Source organism: Amycolatopsis dongchuanensis (genome assembly GCF_039542405.1).
GTDB classification, from domain to species: Bacteria; Actinomycetota; Actinomycetes; order Mycobacteriales; family Pseudonocardiaceae; genus Amycolatopsis_E; species Amycolatopsis_E sacchari.
The window spans coordinates 32,862-48,645 of sequence record NZ_BAABIB010000048.1; the positions used below are offsets into that span (position 1 = coordinate 32,862).

The 15,784-nt window shown below is 70.1% G+C and carries 17 protein-coding genes and 1 tRNA gene; 4 read left to right on the forward strand and 14 right to left on the reverse strand.

The window, feature by feature from the left end; translation table 11 throughout:
* Window positions 1-286 precede the first annotated feature (286 nt).
* From ABFX51_RS10350 to ABFX51_RS10360, 3 genes are read right to left on the reverse strand one after another with little or no spacing between them, the layout of a single operon-like run.
* A complete protein-coding gene (locus tag ABFX51_RS10350; protein WP_143249927.1) occupies window positions 287-577 on the reverse strand; it encodes a hypothetical protein in 291 nt (96 codons plus the stop codon).
* Between the two features lie 24 nt (window positions 578-601).
* Window positions 602-1,489, reverse strand: coding sequence for an SDR family NAD(P)-dependent oxidoreductase (locus ABFX51_RS10355; RefSeq protein ID WP_091511170.1), 888 nt, complete (start codon window positions 1,487-1,489; stop codon window positions 602-604).
* A 27-nt stretch (window positions 1,490-1,516) separates the two neighbouring features.
* Window positions 1,517-2,260, reverse strand: coding sequence for an SDR family oxidoreductase (locus tag ABFX51_RS10360; protein WP_091511168.1), 744 nt, complete (start codon window positions 2,258-2,260; stop codon window positions 1,517-1,519).
* Between the two features lie 101 nt (window positions 2,261-2,361).
* Between ABFX51_RS10360 and ABFX51_RS10365 the strand changes: the two genes are divergently transcribed.
* Window positions 2,362-2,991 carry a TetR-like C-terminal domain-containing protein gene (locus tag ABFX51_RS10365; protein WP_091511166.1) on the forward strand — a complete coding sequence of 210 codons (630 nt, stop codon included), beginning with the start codon at window positions 2,362-2,364 and terminating at the stop codon, window positions 2,989-2,991.
* A gap of 102 nt (window positions 2,992-3,093) precedes the next feature.
* On the forward strand, window positions 3,094-3,537 hold the full coding sequence (locus ABFX51_RS10370; RefSeq protein WP_218153532.1) for a GNAT family N-acetyltransferase: 444 nt from the start codon (window positions 3,094-3,096) through the stop codon (window positions 3,535-3,537).
* Between the two features lie 241 nt (window positions 3,538-3,778).
* On the opposite strand, the gene ABFX51_RS10375 is transcribed toward ABFX51_RS10370, so the two are convergent.
* The 3 genes from ABFX51_RS10375 to ABFX51_RS10385 all read right to left on the reverse strand — a co-directional run bounded on the left by ABFX51_RS10375 (window position 3,779) and on the right by ABFX51_RS10385 (window position 6,022).
* Window positions 3,779-3,852 (reverse strand) — tRNA-Leu (locus ABFX51_RS10375).
* Between the two features lie 32 nt (window positions 3,853-3,884).
* Window positions 3,885-5,210, reverse strand: a complete 1,326-nt coding sequence (locus ABFX51_RS10380) for an NAD(P)/FAD-dependent oxidoreductase (protein ID WP_091511163.1) — start codon at window positions 5,208-5,210, stop codon at window positions 3,885-3,887.
* Between the two features lie 110 nt (window positions 5,211-5,320).
* The gene (locus ABFX51_RS10385) at window positions 5,321-6,022 is read right to left on the reverse strand and encodes a uracil-DNA glycosylase (RefSeq protein ID WP_346053589.1); all 702 of its coding nucleotides are present in this window, start codon (window positions 6,020-6,022) and stop codon (window positions 5,321-5,323) included.
* Between the two features lie 22 nt (window positions 6,023-6,044).
* On the opposite strand from ABFX51_RS10385, the gene ABFX51_RS10390 reads away from it, so the two are divergent.
* Window positions 6,045-7,508, forward strand: a complete 1,464-nt coding sequence (locus ABFX51_RS10390; RefSeq protein WP_091511161.1) for a S10 family peptidase — start codon at window positions 6,045-6,047, stop codon at window positions 7,506-7,508.
* A gap of 185 nt (window positions 7,509-7,693) precedes the next feature.
* Here ABFX51_RS10390 and ABFX51_RS10395 read toward each other — a convergent pair whose 3' ends face one another.
* The 8 genes from ABFX51_RS10395 to ABFX51_RS10430 all read right to left on the reverse strand — a co-directional run bounded on the left by ABFX51_RS10395 (window position 7,694) and on the right by ABFX51_RS10430 (window position 15,137).
* Window positions 7,694-8,158 carry a hypothetical protein gene (locus ABFX51_RS10395; protein WP_091511159.1) on the reverse strand — a complete coding sequence of 155 codons (465 nt, stop codon included), beginning with the start codon at window positions 8,156-8,158 and terminating at the stop codon, window positions 7,694-7,696.
* An 88-nt stretch (window positions 8,159-8,246) separates the two neighbouring features.
* Window positions 8,247-9,965 carry a S8 family serine peptidase gene (locus tag ABFX51_RS10400; RefSeq protein ID WP_091511157.1) on the reverse strand — a complete coding sequence of 573 codons (1,719 nt, stop codon included), beginning with the start codon at window positions 9,963-9,965 and terminating at the stop codon, window positions 8,247-8,249.
* A gap of 120 nt (window positions 9,966-10,085) precedes the next feature.
* Window positions 10,086-11,042: a Ppx/GppA phosphatase family protein gene (locus tag ABFX51_RS10405; protein WP_091511155.1), complete on the reverse strand. Its 957-nt coding sequence runs from the start codon at window positions 11,040-11,042 to the stop codon at window positions 10,086-10,088.
* Between the two features lie 10 nt (window positions 11,043-11,052).
* Window positions 11,053-12,198: a lytic transglycosylase domain-containing protein gene (locus tag ABFX51_RS10410; protein ID WP_346053590.1), complete on the reverse strand. Its 1,146-nt coding sequence runs from the start codon at window positions 12,196-12,198 to the stop codon at window positions 11,053-11,055.
* A gap of 54 nt (window positions 12,199-12,252) precedes the next feature.
* Window positions 12,253-12,753, reverse strand: coding sequence for a DUF501 domain-containing protein (locus tag ABFX51_RS10415; protein WP_091511150.1), 501 nt, complete (start codon window positions 12,751-12,753; stop codon window positions 12,253-12,255).
* Between the two features lie 24 nt (window positions 12,754-12,777).
* Window positions 12,778-13,329, reverse strand: coding sequence for an FtsB family cell division protein (locus ABFX51_RS10420; RefSeq protein WP_425425848.1), 552 nt, complete (start codon window positions 13,327-13,329; stop codon window positions 12,778-12,780).
* Between the two features lie 3 nt (window positions 13,330-13,332).
* Window positions 13,333-14,619 carry a phosphopyruvate hydratase gene (eno, locus tag ABFX51_RS10425; protein WP_091511148.1) on the reverse strand — a complete coding sequence of 429 codons (1,287 nt, stop codon included), beginning with the start codon at window positions 14,617-14,619 and terminating at the stop codon, window positions 13,333-13,335.
* Window positions 14,620-14,657: 38 nt separating this feature from the next.
* Window positions 14,658-15,137 (reverse strand): VOC family protein, encoded by a 480-nt coding sequence (locus tag ABFX51_RS10430; protein WP_091511146.1) that lies wholly within the window; start codon window positions 15,135-15,137, stop codon window positions 14,658-14,660.
* Between the two features lie 189 nt (window positions 15,138-15,326).
* Between ABFX51_RS10430 and ABFX51_RS10435 the strand changes: the two genes are divergently transcribed.
* Window positions 15,327-15,731 carry a tetratricopeptide repeat protein gene (locus tag ABFX51_RS10435; protein ID WP_091511143.1) on the forward strand — a complete coding sequence of 135 codons (405 nt, stop codon included), beginning with the start codon at window positions 15,327-15,329 and terminating at the stop codon, window positions 15,729-15,731.
* Window positions 15,732-15,784: the final 53 nt, after the last annotated feature.

The window sequence follows — 15,784 nt, forward strand, 5'->3', positions numbered from 1 at the left end:
GCCGTCGAAGGTCGTCTTCTCCACGACGCTGCCGGCGGGCCAATGCCGGATCGAGAACGGAGACGTCATCGACGATCCGTTCTCGACCCTCTGTCTCTTGAGCCTGAAGATCGCGCTGCTGCCCGCAGCAGCGCTGTCGTAGCGCTTGTCGTGTTTGCCGTCTGGCGGCGGAGCCGGAGGATGGGGCTTTGGTTCCGCCGCCGCCGCGCCGATCACTTGCCTGGCGAGCGAACTCGGGCTCGCACGTCGAAGGTGCTCGATCACCCGATTTACACGCTGGCGAGATTCACGCAACGCGCCGGTTGGCATCACACCGCTTGAACAGGTAATAGCCGACCGTTTGCCCTTTCACAGCAACGTTTTGGCCCGACGACATCAACTTGTCCCGGCTCTGCTGCCCTTGCTCGACGAAGACAAACGACCCGTTCACCAGGTCCCAACCTTCGCGACAAACGGGATTGAGAATCGCCCCGGGCGTAGGCGGACCGAGCTTGCCCGGCCGGTGAGGCTTCGAACGCCAGCCGCTCTCTCTCGGCTTGATGCCGACGCTCTGGCCGCGATTGATCACTTTGGTCATCTATCGCGTCCCACAGCTGGGAGGTTACTTCTGCAGTTGCAGGGTTTCCCCGAAACCCATGCGGTTCACGAACGCCTTCCGGGTCATATCGGCGAAGGCCATGACGTGGTCGACGCCGGCCTCGGTGAAGTCCACGACGGTGCGGAACGGCTTCTGGCCGCGGGGCAGCGCGAGGACGCGGGAGATCTCGTCGGCCACGCCCTGCGGGTCGGCGTTCACCCCGGGGCGGACGAGGGAGGCAGTGGCCTCCTCGTTCCGCTCGACCAGCGGGTCGAGGTGCGCGTAGGCGGCGGTCACCTCGGCGTCCGAGGCACGGCTCGCGTTCGGGAAGTGCGAGGTGCCTTGGGTGATCGCTCCGGGCATGACGATGCTCGTCTCGATGCCGAACTGCGCCGCCTCGTAGGAGGTGACGACGGCGAGGGCGTCGAACGCCGCCTTGGAGGCCACGTACGGACCGAGGAACGGCGGCGTGGTGACGATGATCGTGCTGCCGACGTAGAGCAGGGTGCCGGAGCGCTGCCGGCGCAGGTACGGCAGCACCGCCCTGTTGACGCGGTGCGCGCCGATCGCGTTGATGTCGATGAGGTGCGCGATGTCCTCGTCGGTGAACGCCTCGACGTAGCCGACGTAGAGGTGCCCGGCGTTCTGCACGACGACGTCGAGCGCGCCGCTGGTTTCCACCACGGTCGCGGCCGCGCGGTTCGCGGATTCCTGCGAGGTGACGTCGAGCGCGACGACGCGCAGGTCGAGCCCGGCGTTGGTGGCGTACTCGGTGAGTTCGGCGGCGTGGGCGGCGTTGCGCCCCTCGGGGTCCCGCATGCTGGCCCAGACGGTGTGACCGTCGTGGGCGAGCCGCTTGGCGGTGAGGTACCCGATGCCGGTGGCGGCACCGGTGATGAGGATGACGGACATGAGCGTGCCTTCTTTCTCGCGGAGTGCTTACGCGGCGCCGCCGTTGACGTAGATCACCTGGCCGTTGACCCAGCGGGCCGGCCCGGCGAGGAACGCGGCCACCTCGGCGACGTCGGCCGGGGTGCCGAGGCGTTCCATCGGGTTGAGCGAGGCGATGTGGTCGATGGCCTGCTGCGACTTGCCCTCGAAGAACAGCGGCGTCGCGGTCGGGCCGGGGGCCACTGTGTTGACGGTGATGTCGCGACCGCGGAGCTCGCGGGCCAGGATCAGCGTCATCGCCTCGACGGCCCCCTTGGAGGCGGCGTAGGCGCCGTAGGTGGGGTTCTGCAGGCGCGTGATGCTGGTGGAGAAGTTGATGATCGCCCCACCCGACCGCACCTGACGCGCTGCGAGCTGGTTGACGACGAAGGTGCCGCGCACGTTGACGCGCTGGATGCGGTCGAAGGTCTCGAGGTCCGTCTCCGCGATCGGGGCGAGCGGCATGATGCCGGCCGTGTTCACGACGACGTCGACGCCGCCGAAGCGCTCGGTCGTGGCGTCGAACAACGCGGCCATGGCGGTCTCGTCGGCGATGTCGCCTCCGACGGCGATCGCCTGGCCGCCGTTCGCGGTGATCGCGGCGACCGCCTCGTCGGCCTTCGCCGCATTGCCGCTGTAGTGCGCGGCAACGGCCATGCCGTCCGCGGCGAGCCGCTCGGCGACGGCGCGGCCGATGCCGCCGGACGCGCCGGTGACAACGGCGGCGCGGGACGGGGAAGTGGAGTGGGTCACGATGCCTCCGAGAGTTATATGAACAAGTTGTACTGCCACCGTAGCGGCAAATGAACGACCTGTCCATTAACCTGGGGACGACAGCCGAGCCGAGGAGTGAGATGAGCGAAACTGGCGCGCGACGAGGGCGGGGACGGCGTCCGGCCGAGGAAGTGCGGACGCGGGTCCTCGCCGCGACCGCGACACTGTTGTTCGACGAAGGCCTGCGGTCGGTCACCTTCGACCGGGTGGCGCACGCCTCCGGGTCGAGCAAGACGACGCTCTACAAGTGGTGGCCGAGCCCGGGCGCGCTGGCCGCCGAGGCGTACTTCGCGTCCAGCGTCCAGACGCTCGAGTTCCACGACACCGGCGACGTCCGGCACGACATCCGGACGCAACTGCGGGCGTTCGTGAGGCTGCTGACCGACAGCCGCGCCGGCACGGTCATCGCGGAACTCATCGGCGCCGCCCAAACCGACCCGGAGCTGGCCCGAGCGCTCTCAACGACGTACACCCTGCCCCGTCGGCGACTGGCGATCGACTGCATCGAACTCGCCCGTGAGCGAGGCCAGCTCCGCCACGACGTCGACGCGGACCTGCTCGTCGACCAGCTCTGGGGCGCCTGCTACAACCGGCTCCTCATCCCCGACAACCCGCTGAACGAGGCCTATGCCGACGCACTCGTCGACAACACGCTCCGCGGTGCGGCGTCGGAGACCTATCGCCAGGAACTCGATGGGCACGGGGCGTGATCAGGTGCGTCGTCGCCGCTAGTCACGGCGGGACTCGGACCCGCATTGCTGTCAACCGGGATCCGCTTGAGTACGGCGCATGGAACTGCATGAGAATGGGACGTGACCGAATTGACCAGCGCAGCATCGGTACGTCGGGCTCGCCCCGATGATGGTCCGGCCGTGTGGGAGCTCGTGACCAAATTTGCGGTCTCTTACATCCCGGACAGGACCCGATTCGATGCCGCCTTCGCAAGGGTCACCCAGCACGACGACATGCTGGCCGCGACTGCGATAGACGGCGAAAGGTTCATCGGCTACCTGCTTGCGAACCGCCACCCGACCTTCTTCGCGAATGGCCCAGTTGTGTGGGTGGAAGAGGTGATGGTTGAAGAAGGTCAACGCGGGCGCGGCGCCGGTCGCGAGCTGATGCGCTTCGCAGAGGCCTGGGCCGAGGAATCGGGGGCCGCTTACATCGCTCTCGCGACGCGGCGAGCTGCCGGCTTCTACACAGCACTCGGCTATGCCGAGTCGGCAGCATTTTTTCGCAAGAAAATGAGCGGTTAGTTACGCGCGCAACTCTGTCGGCCCCGATTCGTCGCGTCGTAGTTGCTTGATGGCCATCCCGTCGCCTGATGACGTCTCGATCACGCCGTGTCGGGCCGCAGCCTCGCCGCCCGTCCGGCGAGGGCACGCCCGCGCCTCGCGCAAGAGCACGAGGGGTTGGACGTTTCTGCCCCGCAGGATGCCGCGCTCGAAAGCCTCTCGCGAGACAGCCGCCAGCCTCTACGCCTGACCAGCACGAGTGTGCCCCCGACGGGACTCGAACCCGCACTGAATCGATTTTAAGTCGACTGCCTCTGCCGGTTGGGCTACGGGGGCACCGCTCAGCATAAGCGGTGCCCCGCGGCGCCTCAGGACCTGGACGCCCTGGCGAACTCTTCCTTCGGGTTGTTGATCTGCCCCAGCGAGACGACCTCGCGGCGGAACAGGCCACCCAGCATCCAGTCGAGCAGGATGTGGATCTTCCGGTTGACCGTGGGCATCGCCTTGAGGTGGTAGCTGCGGTGGAACAGCCACGCCGGGAAGCCCTTGATCTTCAGGTTCAGCGCGTCGGCCACGCCCTTGTGCAGGCCCAGCCCGGCGACCGCACCCAGGTTCTTGTGGTAGTAGTCCTTCGGCTGACCGCCACGCAGCACCCTGATGATGTTGCCCGCCAGGTGCCGCGCCTGCCGGACCGCGTGCTGTGCGTTCGGCGGGCACGTGGCCGTCGGGTCCTGCTCCGTGCGCGACAGGTCCGGCACCGCGGCGTTGTCACCCGCGGTCCAGACGTCCGGGTGACCCACGACCTGCAGCGCCGCCGTCGCCTCGACGCGGCCGCGCTTGTCGATCGGCAGGTCCGAGTGGGCCAGCACCGGGTTGGCCTTCACACCGGCGGTCCAGATGATCGTGTCGCTGTCGAACTCCGTGCCGTCGGAGAGCACGACGTGCCCGTTCTCGAACGACTTCGCCGCCGTGGACAGGAACACCTCGATGCCGCGCTTCTCGAGCTGCTCGACCGTCCACACACCCAGCGTCTCGCGGACCTCGGGCAGGATCCGGCCGGCCGCCTCGACCAGGACCCAGCGGATGTCCGACGGATCGATGTTCTCGTAGTACCGCGTCGCGTGCCGCGTCATGTCCTCGAGCTCGGCCAGCGCCTCGATACCCGCGAACCCACCGCCGACGACGGTGAACGTCAGCAGCCGCTTGCGCAGCTCCGGGTCCAGCGTGCTGGACGCCTCGTCGAGCTTCGTCAGCACGTGGTTGCGCAGGTAGATGGCCTCACCGATGGTCTTGATGCCGATGCCCTGCTCGGCCAGACCCGGGATCGGCAGCAGGCGCGGCACGGCACCGAGCGCGACCACGAGCACGTCGTAGTTCAGCTGCTCGATGTGCCCGTCCGCGGCCTCGACCGTCACGGACTTGCGCTCGTGCTCGATCTTGTTCACGCGCGCCGTCAGCACGTGGCAACGCTTGAGGACCCGCCGCAGCGGCACGACCACGTGCCGCGGCTCGATGGCGCCGGCAGCCGCCTCCGGGAGGAACGGCTGGTACGTCATGTGGGGCTGGGGGTCCACGATCGTGACGGACGCTTCGTTGGCGCGGAGCTTCTTCTGGAGTCCCAGCGCCGTGTAGAGCCCGACGTAACCACCGCCCAGGATCAGGATCCGGGTCGGTTCCGACTTCACTGCGGCCATACCGCTATCTTCCCACTCTCGCGGCCCCGGTGCTCGTGCCCCCCGGCCAGCTGTGACCAGGGTCGCCATAGCAGGGCAAAACGATTCAGATCAACTGACGACAGTACCCCTCACACCAGCCCTGCCCGGGCCGCGGCCCTCGACAGCACGTCCCTCAGCATCTCCGGTGTCAGGCGCCCGGTGAAGGTGTTCTGCTGGGACACGTGGTAGCACCCGAACAGGTGCAGCTCCTCCCCCAGCACGACCTCCACGCCGTGCCCGAACTTCGGCGCGGGCCGTGGCACCGGCCACGTCTGCGCCAGCACCGGCAGCAGCGCCTGCCAGCCGAACGCGCCGAGCACCACGACCGCCTTCAGCCGCGGGCGCAGCAGCTCCAGTTCCCGCACCAGCCACGGGCGGCACGCGTCCCGCTCGGCGGGCAGCGGCTTGTTCGCCGGGGGCGCGCAGTGCACGGGCGCGGTGATGCGCGTGCCGTACAGCTCCAGCCCGTCGCCGCGGTGCGTCGACGTGGGCTGCGACGCCAGCCCGACGTCGTAGAGCGCCTGGAACAGCACGTCGCCGGACCGGTCGCCGGTGAACATCCGGCCGGTCCGGTTTCCCCCGTGGGCGGCGGGGGCGAGGCCGACGATCGCCAGCGAGGCGTCGGCCGGGCCGATTCCGGGGACCGGACGGCCCCAGTACGTTTCGTCCGCGAACGCCGCGCGCTTCTTCCTGGCGACCTCTTCGCGCCACGCCACCAGGCGCGGACAACGCCGGCAGTCGGCGATCGCCTCGTCCAGCTCCGCGATCGTGGCGGGCCTGATCTTCGTCACCCCTCCAAAGTAAGTTGTCCGCATGCCCGACGAGGAATCCACGGAGCCGAAGGCACCGGAACCGGCCGACGACCTGGTCACCACCCAGCACACGCTGACCGTGAAGCGGCGCAAGCTGGCCTACACCACCCGCACCGGCCGCGTGGTGCTGCGCAAGGAGGTGCTCACCGACGGCAAGTTCGAGGGGCACCAGGCCAAGGCCGAGGTGTTCCTCACGTCGTACACGCTCGACGACGCCGACCCCGGCTCCCGGCCCGTCACGTTCGCCTTCAACGGCGGGCCCGGTTCGGCGAGCGTGTGGCTGCACCTGGGCCTGATGGGGCCGCGGCGCGTGGTGTCCGGGGACGTCGACGCGCCCGAGCCGCCGCCGTACCGCCTCGCCGACAACCCCGAGACGCTGCTCACGCACAGCGACCTGGTGTTCATCGACCCCGTCGCCACCGGCTACTCACGCCCCGTGACCGGGGAGAAGCCGAAGGAGTTCCACGGGTTCACGCCGGACATCGAGTCGGTCGGCGAGATCATCCGCCTGTGGACCTCGCGCAACGGCCGGTGGCTGTCGCCGAAGTACCTCGCCGGCGAGTCGTACGGCACGCTGCGGGCCGCCGCGCTCGCCGCGCACCTGCAGGAGCGGCACGGGCTGTACCTCAACGGCCTGATGCTCATCTCGTCGGTGCTCGACATGGGCACGATCCGCTTCACCGAGGGCAACGACAAGCCGTACCCGCTGTTCGTGCCGACGTACGCGGCCATCGCGCACTACCACGGCCTGCACGGCGACCGCCCGCTCGACGACGTGCTCGCCGACGCCGAGGAGTTCGCCGCGCGCGAGCTGCCGTACGCGCTGGAGCGCGGCGCCCGCCTGCCCCGCGAGGAACGCACCGAGGCGGTGCGGACGCTGGCGTCGCTCACCGGGCTCGACGAGTCCTATGTGGACAGAGTGGACCTGCGCATCGAGCACGTCCGGTTCTTCACCGAGCTCCTGCGCGACCGCGGGCTGACGACGGGCCGCATGGACGGGCGGTTCACCACGTGGGAGCCGGACGGCGGCCGCGAGCACATGAGCGACGACGCGTCGGTCTCGCGGATCGTCGGCGCCTACTCGGCCGCGTTCAACCACTATGTGCGCAGTGAGCTGGGGTACGAGAACGACCTGCCGTACGAGGTGCTGTCCTCGGAGGTGTTCCGGAACTGGTCGTACACCGATTTCGAGGGCCGGTCGGTTTCGGCGGTGGACGCGCTGAGTGCGGCGATGCGGGCCAACCCGCACCTGAAGGTGCACGTCGCGCTCGGCTACTACGACGGCGCGACGCCGTACTACGCGGCCGAGCACGTCCTTGCGCGCCTGCAGATCCCGGAGGAACTGCGCGAAAACATCGAGACGGCGTACTACCCGGCGGGTCACATGATGTACGTCCACGAGCCTTCGCGGGTGCAGCAGTCGAAGGACCTGGCGGCCTTCGTGGCGGGCAGTTCGAACAGGTAGGTGGGCTGCGTCAAAGCGGGCATGGGACGAACGTGGGACCGAAGGGGCCCGTGACGATCATGGGCGGACTTTCGCGGGGGTGGTTGCCGGTATCCGCCGTGACGATCATGGCGGTTCGCCGGGCTGTCGGCGCTCCGCGGCGAGTCCCGGACCTGGCGGCCTCCGGGCCCGGGCAGTAGCAACCGCTAACGCGCCCGGAGACCGCGCTCGTCGAGAACGAGGTGGGCCTGGGTGCCGCCGCTGCCGCAGTCGGGATCGCGGGGTGGCACCGCCGACGGGGTCACGGTGATCGTGTTGCCCGCTGTGGTCACCTGCACCGGAGCGGCGGGCAGGCCGGGGATCGCCACGAAGCCCACCTTCCCGCCGGTCTCCCGCATCCTCGCCGCGCACGCGTCGTCGGGGGCGGTGCCTGTGCAGCTCGGCGCCACGGGCGTCGGCGCCGGGGACAGTGGTACCGGGTAGGTGTGGCAAGCGCCGTCCCAGCACACGTCAACATCCAGCCGGTCGTACCGGGACGCGACCGTGGGCGCGACGTCGATCGTCATGCCCGTCAGCACCGCGATCGCCGGGCACGCCTTCAGCTGTGGCCCGCCCAGCCGGGCACCGCACGCCGTCACCAGCAACAAAATCAACAGGACGAGCAGCCGCATGCCCCGAAGACGGAACGACGAGCCACACGGGTTGCAACGAAAACAGCCGGTCTCCCCGCGAGGAGACCGGCTGTCTTCGTCAGCGACCTCAGGTCAGCGGCCCGCCCCGCGTCACCGCCGCGTAGGCGTCCACGGCGCCGTGGCCGTAGAAGCCGTTGAACTGCGGTGAACCCTGGCAGGTCGCGGTGAACGAGGCGTCCCGGCCCTCGTCGAGATAATCGACCGTGCGCGGTACGGGGCACGGGATCGGCGCGGCCGTCCCCTCGATCACCCTCTGCACGACGTCCGGGCTCAGCCCGAACCCGCCGCGGCCCGGCTTGCCGTACTGCGAAACGATCAGCGCGGCGACGCCCGTGGCGTGCGGGGTGGCCATCGACGTGCCCTGCAGGAACTGGTAGTAGCCCACGCGGCCGTCCGGCGCGACCGCCTTCTGGACCCCGAGCGCCGCACCGTCCGGCGTCACGTTGCCCGCCGCGTCGATGTTCCCCTCCGCGACACCGACGTTCTTCGGGTACGCGGAAAGGATCTCGTTCTCGTTGGTGCGGTACCAGTCCGTGCCGAAGCCGTCACGGTAGTAGCCGCCGGGCGCGGACACCGAGATCTGCTCCAGGCCGTAGTTGGAGTAGTCGGCCTTGGCACCCGACGGGCCGAACGAGCTCACACCGATGGTGTGCGGGCCCTCGACCGGCAGCGACAGGCAGGTCGCGTTGTCGATCGTGCGGGGGTACGTGGCGTTCGCCGGGTAGTCCGGGCTCGTGGTGTCCGGCTGCGGCGCGCCGAGGTCGGTGTGCTGGTTGCCCAGCGCGACGACCGACGTCACACCCTTGCGGTAGGCGTAGTTCAGCGCCCGGTTGATCGACTCGACGATCGTGCGCTGTTCGAGCCGCTGCTCCGGCGTGTCGGCCGGGTTGTTCGCGCAGTTGTACAGCCACGGGTCCACGTAGAACGACATGTTGACCACGTCGATCCCCGCGTCCCCGGCGTAGGTCAGCGCGTCCACGGCGGGCTGCAGGAAGAAGAAGCCCGAGTCCTGCCCGGCGCGCAGGTTGACGATGGTGACGTTCGGGGCGACGCCCGAAACGCCGAACCCGTTGGCGGCCGCCGCGATCGTGCCGGCGACGTGCGTGCCGTGACCGTTGTCGTCGTGGTCGGCGGGGTCCACGCAACCGCGGTACTCGCACGGGCCGTCGACGACCGCGCCGGTCTCGTCGGTGGGGATGTCACGGGTGAAGTTGCGGGAGTCGGCGGCGTCGAAGTTCGGCGCGATGTCCGGGTGCGAACCGTCCACACCGGTGTCGATGATGCCGACCTTCACGCGCTTGTCACCCGGCTGCACGGTGCGCGCGAGGTCCGAGCGCACGGACTTCAGGCCCCACAGCTGGTCGTCCAGCGGGTCGGTACCGACGGGCGCGGGCTTCTTGGTGACCGGCTTCTTCGCCGCCCCGCGCGAGTCCTTCTCGGCGAGGTCCGGCTTGCTGGTCGCCTTGTCCCGCGGCGCCTTGCCGATCGACGTCGCCTTCGCCGCGCCGTACACCGCGCGGTTCGCGGAGACGCGCTGGACGAAGCCGTTCGCCGGGGCGCTGGCGGTGATCAGGCCGACGGCGGCGTTGGTGTGCAGCACCGTGCCGCCCGCGTCACGGATCGCCTTCTCGGCCGCGCCGACGCTCTGCCCGGCCGCGGTCAGCACCGTGAACTCCGTGGCAGCACCCGAAAGCTGCGGTTGTGCCGCGGCGGTCGGCCCGGCGACCACGATTCCGCCGATCAGCGGTACCGCGAGCGCGGCGATGAGCAACCTGGTTCGTCTCAAGGAAAACTCCTCCTCACCAAAGGGTGAGCAGGAACCTACCGGGCGTTTCGGTAAACCGGAACAAAAACCCGACTAAAGTCAGGTGCTCGCACAAGCTCGACCGGATAGCCTGGCAGGCTGTCAATCCCCCACGAGCGAGAGCGCGATCCCGTCGAGGATGTCGTGCTCGCTGACGACGAGTTCGGCCGGGCCACCGCGCTCGGCCAGCTGTTCGGCGAGCAGCCGGACGATGAGCGCGCCCCCGCCGATCACGTCCACGCGGCCGGGGTGGATCACCGGGTTCGCGGCACGGGTTTCGTGGTCCTGGGCGAGCAGCTCGTCGGCGAGGCGGTACACCTGCGCCTGCGACAGTCGCGAAAGGTGGGTGCGCTCGGAGTCGTACTCGGGCAGCTCCTGCGCGACGGCGGACAGCGTGGTGACGGTGCCCGCCACGCCGATCCACGTCTTCGCCTTCGCCACGTCCACGACGTCGAAGGCCTCCCGCAGCACCCCTGAGGCGAACTCGCGTGCGGCGGCGATCTCGTCCTGAGTGGGCGGATCGGACTTCAGCGCACGCTCGGTGATGCGGACACAGCCGATGTCGACGGACTTCGCCGCCGTCACCGAGGCTTCGCGGCCGTTCCAGTCGCCGAGGACCAGTTCCGTCGAGCCGCCGCCCACGTCCACGACGAGGAAGGGGCCGTCGTCGGGGTCCTGCTCGCCGACGGCACCGGTGAACGACAGTCGCGCCTCCTCGTCACCGCTGATCACCTCGGCTTCGGTGCCCAGCACCTCGCGCGTCATGGAGAAGAACTCGTCGCGGTTGCTCGCGTCCCGCGTCGCGGAGGTCGCGACCATGCGGACCCGCTCGACCCCCTTGCGCCGCGCGGCGATCGTGTAGTCGGCGAGGGCCGCGCGCGTGCGCTCCAGCGCCTCCGGCGCGAGCCTGCCCGTGGCGTCCACGCCCTGCCCGAGCCGCACGACGCGCATTTCGCGGTGCAGGTCACGCAGGTCGACGGTGCCGTCGTGGCGGGTGGTCAGCTCGGCGACCAGGAGCCGGATGGAGTTCGTTCCACAGTCGATCGCGGCAACACGCATGCCTCGGAGACTAGCTGGTAACGCTGGTCGAGCTGCTGGGGTCCGGTGACGGCGGCGGCACGCAGGTGGTCGGCGGCGAGGTGGGCGGCGTGGAGGTCTGCTGCGGGGTCGTCGACGTGGACGATGGAGGCTCCGACGACGGGGGCTCGCAGGTGGGCAACGTGGTGGTCGTGGTGGTCGTGCTGTCCGGGGTGGACGGAGTCGTCGAGCCCGGTGCCGGCGTGTCGATGCGCGGATCCACCGCAGCAGGAGGAGTCGTGACCGGCGGCGGCGCCGGGGTGGTCGTCACCGGCGGCGGGGCGGGCACGGCGGGCGCGGCGGGGGCACCGACCGGGATGCCGCTGTCCGGCAGCTGCAGCACACCCTTCCGGTACGCCTCCGCCCAGCGGATCACCGTGTCCACGTAGACGTCGGAGTTGTTGTAGCGGTAGATCGCGGCACGCAGCTGGTCCGGGTTCGCCAGGTCCAGGCCGCCGGAGCACAGGTACCGGCCGGTGGTGAGCGTGGCGTCGTAGATGTTGTTCGGGTCCGCCACGCCGTCGCCGTTGCCGTCCACTCCGTACACGAGCCACGTCGAGGGGATGAACTGCGTCGGCCCGACGGCCCTGTCCCACACCGTGTCCCCGTCCCAGCGCCCGCCGTCGGTGTCGGGGATCGCGGCCACGTCACCGACACCGTTCAGCACCGGCCCCAGGATCGGTTCGCGCGTGTGGCCGTTCGCGTCGACGTACCCGCCGCGCGCGTGGTTGGACTCGATGCGCCCGATGCTCGCGATCAGCGCCCAGTCGATGTGGCAGCCCGGCTGGTCACGCGCCATGAGATCGGCGGCGTTGCGGTACGCCTTCAGCGCCGTGCCGGGGATGCCCAGTGGACCGCTCGGCAGCTCCTCCGGCGGCAGCGGCTCGACGACGGACGTCCGCCGGGGCAGGCTGCCGTCCACGCCGATCCGCACCAGAGCAGGGTCGAGGCCCTGCACGAGCGCGGCGTCACGGCTGTGCTCGGCGCTCGGGACGGCGCTCCACTGCGCGGACCGCGCGCTCGCGAGGCCGGCGGGCAGCACGGCGAGCGTGCCGCCGAGCACCGCGACCAGCGTCCGGTAGCGCAGGCCGATCCGGCGCGCCTTGCGCCGCGCGATGCGCAGCCGCGTCAGTCGCACGCCCCAGCTCCTCCCCGTCCCACGCTGGGCCTATCCCCGGGAGGAGCAAGAGCGTTACGCCGCGCAGTCGCCGGAGGGCCAGTCCGGCTTCAGGAGTTCGAGCGTCTCGTCACCGAACGGGTTCACGCCGGGGCCGCAGGCGAGGGTGTGCGCGAGGTGGACGTGCAGGCACTTCACGCGCCCCGGCATCCCGCCCGCGGTGACCTGGTGGCCGAGCGGCTCGATCGCGTCGCGCTGGGCGAGGTAGGACTCGTGGGCCCGCTGGTAGGCCGCGGCCAGCTCCTCGTCGACGGACAGCCGCTCGGTCATCTCCTTCATCAGCCCGGACGCCTCCAGGCGCCCGACGAGCGACGCCAGCCGCGGGCACGTGAGGTAGTACAGCGTGGGGAACGGCGTGCCGTTCTCGAGCCGCGGGTTGGTCTGCACCACGGACGGATGGCCGCTGGGGCAGCGCGCGGCGATCGCACGCAGTGCCCGCGGCGGGCGGCCGAGCTGCTGCGCGATGATCTCGCGGTCGGCTTCCGTCACCGGCTCGAACGAAGACGTCTGTTCCACGCCCCCATTGTCGCAAGCGGTGCGTCAGCCCCCGAGCGTGGACCAGAGCTGCTCGTACCAGGCCGCGTCACCCGGCCCGGGTTGCTGCTGCGGCTGTTGCTGCGGGTTCTGCTGGGTGTCCTGGGGCAGCTGGACGAGGTAGGGCGTCTCGCCCGGCATGACGTACCGCAGCCGGCGGCGCGCCTCAGCCTCCACCTGCGCCGGGTCGTTCAGCGCCGCCTGCCGGGCCTGCAGCTCGGCGACCTCCTTCTGCAGCTCGGACTGCCGCTGCTCCTGCTCCGCGATCTCCGACCGCTGGCTCAGGTAGGTCCGCAACGGCACCGCGAGCGTGAACGCCAGCGCGCACACCACGATCGCCAGCACCGCGGCCCGGCGCGTGGTGGACATGCCCAGCACGCGGGTGGCGCCGGTCTGGGGTTTGACGCCGAGGCCCCGGCGCAACCGCGAACGCACCCGGCGCACGCGCCGCGGTCTGCCCTCGACCCGCGTGGACCCGGAGGCAGGGCGCGCGGGCTGGCCGTCGGCACGGCGGTCCGTGCGACGGCCCCGCGTGCGCTCCCTGCCTCGCTGGGTCACGCGTCAGCTCTCCGGCGTGAACCGCGGGAACGCGAGGTCACCCGCGTAGCGGGCCGCGTCGCCGAGGGTCTCCTCGATGCGGAGCAGCTGGTTGTACTTCGCCACGCGCTCGCTGCGGGCCGGGGCACCGGTCTTGATCTGCCCGACGCCGGTGGCGACGGCCAGGTCGGCGATCGTGGTGTCCTCGGTCTCACCCGAGCGGTGGCTCATCATGCTCTTGTAGCCGTAGGAGGTCGCGAGCGTGATCGCGTCGAGGGTCTCCGACAGCGTGCCGATCTGGTTGACCTTGACCAGCAGCGCGTTCGCCGCGCCCCGCTCGATGCCCGTCTCCAGGCGGTCGGGGTTGGTGACGAACAGGTCGTCACCGACGAGCTGCACGCGCTCGCCGATCTGGTTCGTCAGCGTCACCCAGCCGTCCCAGTCGTCCTCGGACAGCGGGTCCTCGATCGAGACCAGCGGGTACGCGTCGAGCAGCTCGGCGTAGTAGGCGCCCATCTGCTCGGCGCTGCGCTTCTGCCCCTCGAAGCTGTACGCACCCTCGGCGAAGAACTCGGTCGCGGCGACGTCCAGCGCCAGCGCGATGTCGCGGCCCGGCGTGTAACCGGCCTTCTCGATCGCGGTGGTGATCAGGTCCAGCGCCTCGCGGTTGCTGGCCAGGCTCGGCGCGAACCCGCCCTCGTCACCGAGGCCGGTGGCCAGGCCGCGGCCCTTGAGCACGGACTTCAGCGAGTGGTAGACCTCGACGCCCCAGCGCAGGGCCTCGCGGAAGGACTCGGCGCCGATCGGCGCGATCATGAACTCCTGGATGTCCACGTCGGTGTCGGCGTGGGCGCCACCGTTGAGGATGTTCATCATCGGCACGGGCAGCACGTGCGCGTTCGGGCCGCCGAGGTAGCGGAACAGCTCCAGCTCGGCCGACTCGGCCGCGGCCTTGGCGACGGCGAGCGACACGCCCAGCAGCGCGTTCGCGCCGAGGCGGGACTTGTCCGGGGTGCCGTCGAGGTCGACCAGCTTCTGGTCCACGATGCGCTGCTCGACGGCCTCGATCCCGGTCAGCTCCGGGCCGATCTCGTCGAGCACCGCCGCGACGGCGCGCTCCACGCCCTTGCCGTTGTACCGCTTGGGGTCGCCGTCGCGGAGTTCGACGGCCTCGTGCTCACCGGTCGACGCCCCCGACGGGACGGCCGCCCGCGCCAGGGTGCCGTCGTCGAGCGCCACCTCCACCTCGACAGTCGGGTTTCCGCGCGAATCCAGGATTTCGCGGGCGCCTACCTGCTCGATGACCGCCACTCGTCGCTCCTCATGGGTTGTCCCGGCGATGACGGCTTTCAGCCTAACGGCAGGTCGTGGTCACCCGTTGGAGGCTCGGCCCGAATTTCCTGCCAGCCCGGCGGCAGGTCCGCGGTGTCCGAAATCTGCTGCCAGAACGTCCAGCTGTTGCCCCCGATGTCAGCGACCGTGAACACCCGGGCACCGTAGGGCTGGTCCTGGGGCGGGCTGACGTCACAGCCCTCGCCGAGCGCGGCGCAGACGCGGTCGTACTGCGCGTCGGCGTCGTCCACGTAGATCACGTTGAGCTGCCCGACCGGGCGGTCCACCCCCTTGCCCTCCCAGTAGTCGGTGCCGACGCCGGCGAGCACGATCTCGGCGTCCCCGGCCGCGACGGTGGCCTGGAACACCTGGCCGGAGCCGTCGACGTAGCGCACGCGCTCGGTGAAGCCGAAGACGCGGACCAGCCACTCCAGCGCCTCGGTGGCGTCGGTGTAGTACAGGTAGGGCGACAGTCCGAGATAGCGGGGATTGCTCATGGGCGTCCTCGCTTCCCTCGTTCCTCGGTCCACGAGGACGCCCATGAGGCACGAGCGCGCTGTGTCAATGGGAGCGCCTCCTCCCTTCGGTCGTCACCGCTCATAGCCGCCTAGTGCACCATGCGGGCGTTCCACCCCTTGATCGCACCCCTGCCGAAAGCGCCTGCCGAGGGGTAACGTCGATTGTCTATGGATGACGAGAACCAGACTCCGGACCTAGTCCCCGACAACCGGTTCGAGGCGTTCCGTCAGGCCGAGGCGCTGGTCGAGAACCGGCGCCCGCTGGACGCGCTCAAGGCACTGCGGCCCGTGCTGGAGGCCGAGCCGGACAAACCCAGCGTGCAGCTGCTCGCGGGCCGGGCGTACTTCCACTCCGCGCAGCTCAACCACGCCGAGCGGGCGTTCACGCGCGTGCTGGAGCTGGACCCTGCCGACCACTACGCGCGGTTCGTGCTGGGCCGGACGTTGCAGCGGCTCGGCCGCCTCGTCGAGGCGCTCGGTCAGCTCCGCATGGCGTGGGCGATGAACCCCGTTCCCGAGTACCAGGACGCGCTGTCCGAGGTGAAGGCACGGGTGCGGCTGCAAGAAGGCTAGTGCCGCATCAAGCAACGTTGGGTAGGTAATCCGGTCGGCGGATCTTGGAGTTG

Bases quoted from the DNA above. Each gene is read 5' to 3' on its own strand.
- ABFX51_RS10350 (WP_143249927.1), bottom strand. From the start codon at position 577: ATGACCAAAGTGATCAATCGCGGCCAGAGCGTCGGCATCAAGCCGAGA.
- ABFX51_RS10355 (WP_091511170.1), bottom strand. From the start codon at position 1,489: ATGTCCGTCATCCTCATCACCGGTGCCGCCACCGGCATCGGGTACCTC.
- ABFX51_RS10365 (WP_091511166.1), top strand. From the start codon at position 2,362: ATGAGCGAAACTGGCGCGCGACGAGGGCGGGGACGGCGTCCGGCCGAG.
- ABFX51_RS10380 (WP_091511163.1), bottom strand. From the start codon at position 5,210: ATGGCCGCAGTGAAGTCGGAACCGACCCGGATCCTGATCCTGGGCGGT.
- ABFX51_RS10390 (WP_091511161.1), top strand. From the start codon at position 6,045: ATGCCCGACGAGGAATCCACGGAGCCGAAGGCACCGGAACCGGCCGAC.
- ABFX51_RS10395 (WP_091511159.1), bottom strand. From the start codon at position 8,158: ATGCGGCTGCTCGTCCTGTTGATTTTGTTGCTGGTGACGGCGTGCGGT.
- ABFX51_RS10405 (WP_091511155.1), bottom strand. From the start codon at position 11,042: ATGCGTGTTGCCGCGATCGACTGTGGAACGAACTCCATCCGGCTCCTG.
- ABFX51_RS10430 (WP_091511146.1), bottom strand. From the start codon at position 15,137: ATGAGCAATCCCCGCTATCTCGGACTGTCGCCCTACCTGTACTACACC.
- ABFX51_RS10435 (WP_091511143.1), top strand. From the start codon at position 15,327: ATGGATGACGAGAACCAGACTCCGGACCTAGTCCCCGACAACCGGTTC.